At 43.2% G+C, this 4,689-nt stretch carries 5 protein-coding genes; 1 reads left to right on the top strand and 4 read right to left on the bottom strand.

Annotation, left to right across the window (positions count from 1 at the left end; genetic code table 11):
• Positions 1-535: 535 nt before the first annotated feature.
• A complete protein-coding gene (locus KKC46_22340) occupies positions 536-1,237 on the bottom strand; it encodes a class I SAM-dependent methyltransferase (protein MBU1056543.1) in 702 nt (233 codons plus the stop codon).
• A 435-nt stretch (positions 1,238-1,672) separates the two neighbouring features.
• On the opposite strand from KKC46_22340, the gene tnpA reads away from it, so the two are divergent.
• A complete protein-coding gene (gene tnpA, locus KKC46_22335) occupies positions 1,673-2,062 on the top strand; it encodes an IS200/IS605 family transposase (GenBank protein ID MBU1056542.1) in 390 nt (129 codons plus the stop codon).
• A 44-nt stretch (positions 2,063-2,106) separates the two neighbouring features.
• Here the strand turns inward: tnpA and istB are convergent, their stop codons facing one another.
• From istB to KKC46_22320, 3 genes are read right to left on the bottom strand one after another with little or no spacing between them, the layout of a single operon-like run.
• Positions 2,107-2,853 carry an IS21-like element helper ATPase IstB gene (gene istB, locus KKC46_22330; GenBank protein ID MBU1056541.1) on the bottom strand — a complete coding sequence of 249 codons (747 nt, stop codon included), beginning with the start codon at positions 2,851-2,853 and terminating at the stop codon, positions 2,107-2,109.
• Entirely contained in the window at positions 2,834-4,306 is a 1,473-nt protein-coding gene (gene istA, locus KKC46_22325) for an IS21 family transposase (protein ID MBU1056540.1), read from the bottom strand. The genes istB and istA overlap by 20 nt, the downstream gene beginning before the upstream one ends.
• On the bottom strand, positions 4,299-4,682 hold the full coding sequence (locus KKC46_22320) for a hypothetical protein (GenBank protein MBU1056539.1): 384 nt from the start codon (positions 4,680-4,682) through the stop codon (positions 4,299-4,301). Before KKC46_22320 ends, istA begins: the two co-directional genes overlap by 8 nt.
• Positions 4,683-4,689: the final 7 nt, after the last annotated feature.

Below are 4,689 nucleotides of genomic sequence, written 5' to 3'. Positions count from 1 at the left end.
GCCGAATTCGAAGCTATTTGTCGACTTGCCGTAAGCATGGAGTTAAGGCAAGTCAGGCGTTGGAGCTATTGTTTAAAGGCAAATTGCCCGACTTTCTTATGTGAACGGGAGTATATATTAAAATGACGCTGAATAATTACTGGGATAAAAACAAAATAAAAAGGTCCGCTCTAAAGGCTTAAATCAACAGCATTGGGTCTAAGACCCCGGTGGTGACCTGAGTTCTTGCCATATCGAATTCAGAACTACTGCCTTCCGCACACTCCAAAGCGTCGGCTTTTCCTGCAAAGCAGGGTTACCACAACTATACATTTTTTGGGGCTCAATACAGAGCCTGCAATCTTGATCCATCCGGCTCCAGAATCCCGTTACCGGGTTTACCTGCGGATTTCACTACTGACCTGCCGGCTAAGCTTTAGTCAAGTGGGATTATCTTAGCATCAATGCCAGAGCAAGCCCTGCAAAGATGAAGGAAGCAAATTTACTTCCCGAGCACCCACTGGGTAACAATATCGAATTTCAAAGACCTTTTGTATCATCCCAACGATTCGGATTTATCTTGGCACGAGGAGCGTCTTGTTAGCCCTAAGGCCTTCCTGCCCTTATTAGAAAAGATTGGAGGCGTGATAAGTCTCCGGATCCACGTGATTGTGGGTAAACTCTTTTGTTTGGGTAAACTGGCCTGAACAATCTGTTCTTCTTGCCAGTCTTTGTATCTGTTTTTAAATTCAACCAGTGGGGGACAAACCCCCTTAAAACCTATACCAACGACTGTGTGAGGGTGTTTTTCATTTCCGGCAAACCCTATGAATGAGTGAGGAAACGGCTTAAGAAGTGACCTGAAAGCTTCCGGTGTGAACCTCCAATAGTCGTAAGGGTAATCGTGAATTGGGAAATCCATAACGCTCGTAATCACAACCACCCCATCGGGCACTATAATACGGTGGATCTCTTCTAATGCCTTGTGGGGATATTCAACATGTTCTAGAGTATCTATACAAAGAACGGTCCCTGCAGATCCAGATGGTAGATCGATGTCGTGCAGGTCAAGAAGTTTATCTACTCCTGGCCCTTCACGCATATCAGCTCCCACGTATTTCTGGCGCGGAAATATTGGACGCAAGTCCGCTAGCTCTGAATCTCTGCCCACTTGCAAAGAGCCGAACTCATAAATAGGCTCTCTGATAGGCAAAGTATTTTGGACGATAGATACCAGATCTCTTATTGCTGGTCGCATTACGTGCTCCTTAATTTTGGGCTAACAAGTTATTCACCAGACCCGGTGATCTTGTAATTTCGTATGATCAACACAAAGTTTTAGAAAAAAATCTATAATGTTTAAGTTCAATTACAAAATGACCAAGGGTTATTTTGATTTAAATTTGAGCTACATATAATCTATTGACAAGAATTTTGCAATAATATTTTTTTAACTTTACAGATATCAAGTTATTTATCAAACTATCAGGAAGAAGGAGATTATATGCTTGCTATCCCTTCCCAAATACTGAAGCTATTTTAATAAAAAGAAAAATCCCAAATAATTGCTGTTAATTAAACCACGGGCTATGCCCGTGCGATCCTAAAAGGTTCGATCGTTCCGGCGGGAGAGAAAACAAGGTATAGGTTCTTCCTCAAGGAAAGCTCTGGAAAGGAGCAGGAGTAAGAACCTATGAAGGATTGGAAATCATTATCACATGTAATGTGGGACTGCAAATACCACTTGGTATTTGTTTCTAAATATCGCCATAGAAAGATATATGGAGAAACCAGAAAAAGAATTGGAGGAATCATCAGGGATTTGTGTCGACAAAAAGGGATAGAATTGCATGAGGGGCATGCGAAAGCCGACCATATCCGTTTACTTTTGAGTATTCCGCCAAAATACAGTGTTTCAAATACAGTAGGATTTATAAAAGGTAAAAGCGCAATCAGGATTCATAGGGAGGTATTAAATACCAAGAGGATGACCGGATTGAGTTTTTGGGCGACAGGATATTGTATGTCAGCACCGGCACGAAAGTGTTATAAAACTTCCGGTTTAAAAATGCATGTCAAATGAAGGCCGGCCGGGAAGAAGATTAGTCCTCCCGACCGGCCTTTATATTATTTTTCAGCAACCTCTTTCATACGATAACTTTTCCCTTCAATAACCACAGCCTCAGTATGGTGGAGCAACCGGTCAAGCAGTGCCGATGTCAGCGTGCTGTCATTATTGAAGATTTCCGGCCATTCCTTAAACACACGGTTGGTTGTGATCACAAGGGAACCTTGCTCATATCGCTGGCTGATGATCTGGAAGAGCAAATCCGCACCGTTTTTATCGATGGGCAAATAACCCAGTTCATCCAGAATAACCAATGCCGGGTTTAGATATTTTTTCAGTTCCTGTTTCAGACGTCCGGCATTCTGCGCCGAGATCAGATGGTTGATGGTATCAATGGCAGAGGCAAACAACACGGTATGGCCTTTAAGGCAGGTCTGATACCCCAATGCACAGGCCAGATGGGTTTTGCCTAATCCGACTCCTCCTATAAAAACTACATTACTTTTATCCTCAATGAACTTTAACCGGAACAGATTTTGGACCTGGGCCCGGTTGATTTTTTTAGGCCAGGACCAATCGAACTGATCTAATGTTTTAACCACAGGGAACCGGGCCGTACGGATACGGCGCTGGATTGTACGGTCCTGGCGTAAATTCGATTCCTGTTTAATTAACTCCGACAAATACTGGACATGTGTCCATTGTTTGCGGGCCGCCGATTGCGCAATGTTTTCATGATGCTCCCTGATATAGGGCAGTTTCAGGTAGGATAAGTGTTTAATTAAATCATTCATATTCATCTCCATTGATATCGTAAATAGAAAGATCAGGGCGATCAATGGTTAAATCCAAAAGATCACTGCTTCGGGTCAAGTGAAGCGCACCGGGCTCTCTAACAGGACGCGCCCGCTGTTCCAGCAGATTGGCAATGTACTCGCAGGAAAAGGCAGCAAATGAGAAAGCATCTTCGATAGCTATTCGAACCTGCTCGTTTCCGTAAATTTCGCTTAAAGCAACGATTTGACGAATGTGATGCAGCGGATTCATACGGCGCTGTTCCAATTGCCGGTAATATTGCTGGGCTTTGTCCGACAAAGATAAAAATCGCATATATATTTTCTGGTCGCGTGCTTTTTTGCGTTGTTGCAAAAGCGCTTTGGGATGATCCGGATGCTCAAAGTCTTTTCGGCGGTCATAGCTTCTCACATGCCGGGCTACAAGATTGTTGTCGTGATAAAAACAAATCCTGTCCGGATATAATTTAACCGTCAATCTCACTCCTGCCAATTGGGCTGGAACACTATAATGGTTGGCGTCTATGGTGATCCTGAACTGCCGTGATGCCCGCATCGGCTTGACTTGGCCGATATCATAAGGTTGCGGCAATGGCTGTAAAAAGCCTTTCTCTTCATTAAACATGTCAACCGGCTTTAGGCCGGTTTCACCATGGGTTCTTTCATTGGCAACCGTATCCAGCCAATGTTTTGCCACTGGCTTCATAATATCAAAATCTGTTATAGTTAATCCGTTTAGAAGATTTTTTTTGACATATCCCACGGCGTTTTCCACAACCCCTTTTTCGTTGCCCTTTCCTACATTGCAAGGGGCAATGGTAAAATTATAGTACTTGGCAAAATCAAGATACTTGGGATTAAATACCGGCGCCCGGCCTACGGTACGTTTTAATACCGCAGATTTTAGATTGTCTACCATGATCTTTTTGGGAACTGCATCAAAAAATTCAAACGCGTTTTGATGACAGCCTAAAAAATGTTCCATGGTTTGCAGCACCGTAAACTCCACATACATCATACGGCTATTACATAGAACCATCACAAAAAAGCTCAAGCGCCTACTTGTTGACCCGACTTTTACAGTGCCGTATGAGCCCCAATCCACTTGGGCGCATTCTCCGGGTGCAAAAGAAAGTTTTAAATATGCTTTGGTTTTTGGCGGTCTTACTTTTCTCACATAATCTTCAACTATGGTTGAACCGCCGTAAAATCCGTCTTCTTTGATACGCTGATAAATCTGTGTTGCAGTATACGGATGTTTTTCAAGCATCCGTATAATATCGTTTTTGAACGGATCAAGCTTGCTTTTTCTATGAGCGGCCTTTCGGGGCTGGTATTGTTTTTCATTGGCCCATCTTGCCACTGTGCGACAATCCAGTTCCAAACAATCAGCAATCTGGCTGTATTTTAACCCATCATTTTCAAAATAATTCCTGATCCGCACATAGGTCTCGTAATCAATCATGGCGCACCTCCATAACCTTTTTTAAAATATCTCCCAAACCTATGGGCGATCCGCTTGCCCGGTCATTACCGCCAGGTTCAAGGCAAAGTATCTGATAAATAGGTTTTTGCCATGCGACAAGTCCTGTCCTGATAAGTTCCGATCTGGCTTGCTCTAAAGTCCGGCCATCCATAGAAAGCTTTTCCATAATGGATTTGTCACCATAGTAACTCAGTCCATTTTCATCGCTTGCGCATAACAAGAATAAATACAAGGCTGCCGAACCATGACAGAGCCGCTCAATATGTCTATCGCTGATCAATCTGTGGTCAATCCAGCTGAAGCTCTTAGGGACTTTGCGCAACCGGCTCGGTAAAATCACATGCTTTACAATCATAATTTTC

This window comes from Pseudomonadota bacterium, from assembly GCA_018817425.1.
Taxonomy (GTDB): domain Bacteria; phylum Desulfobacterota; class Desulfobacteria; order Desulfobacterales; family RPRI01; genus RPRI01.
This window is presented reverse-complemented; position numbering and strand designations above follow the sequence as displayed.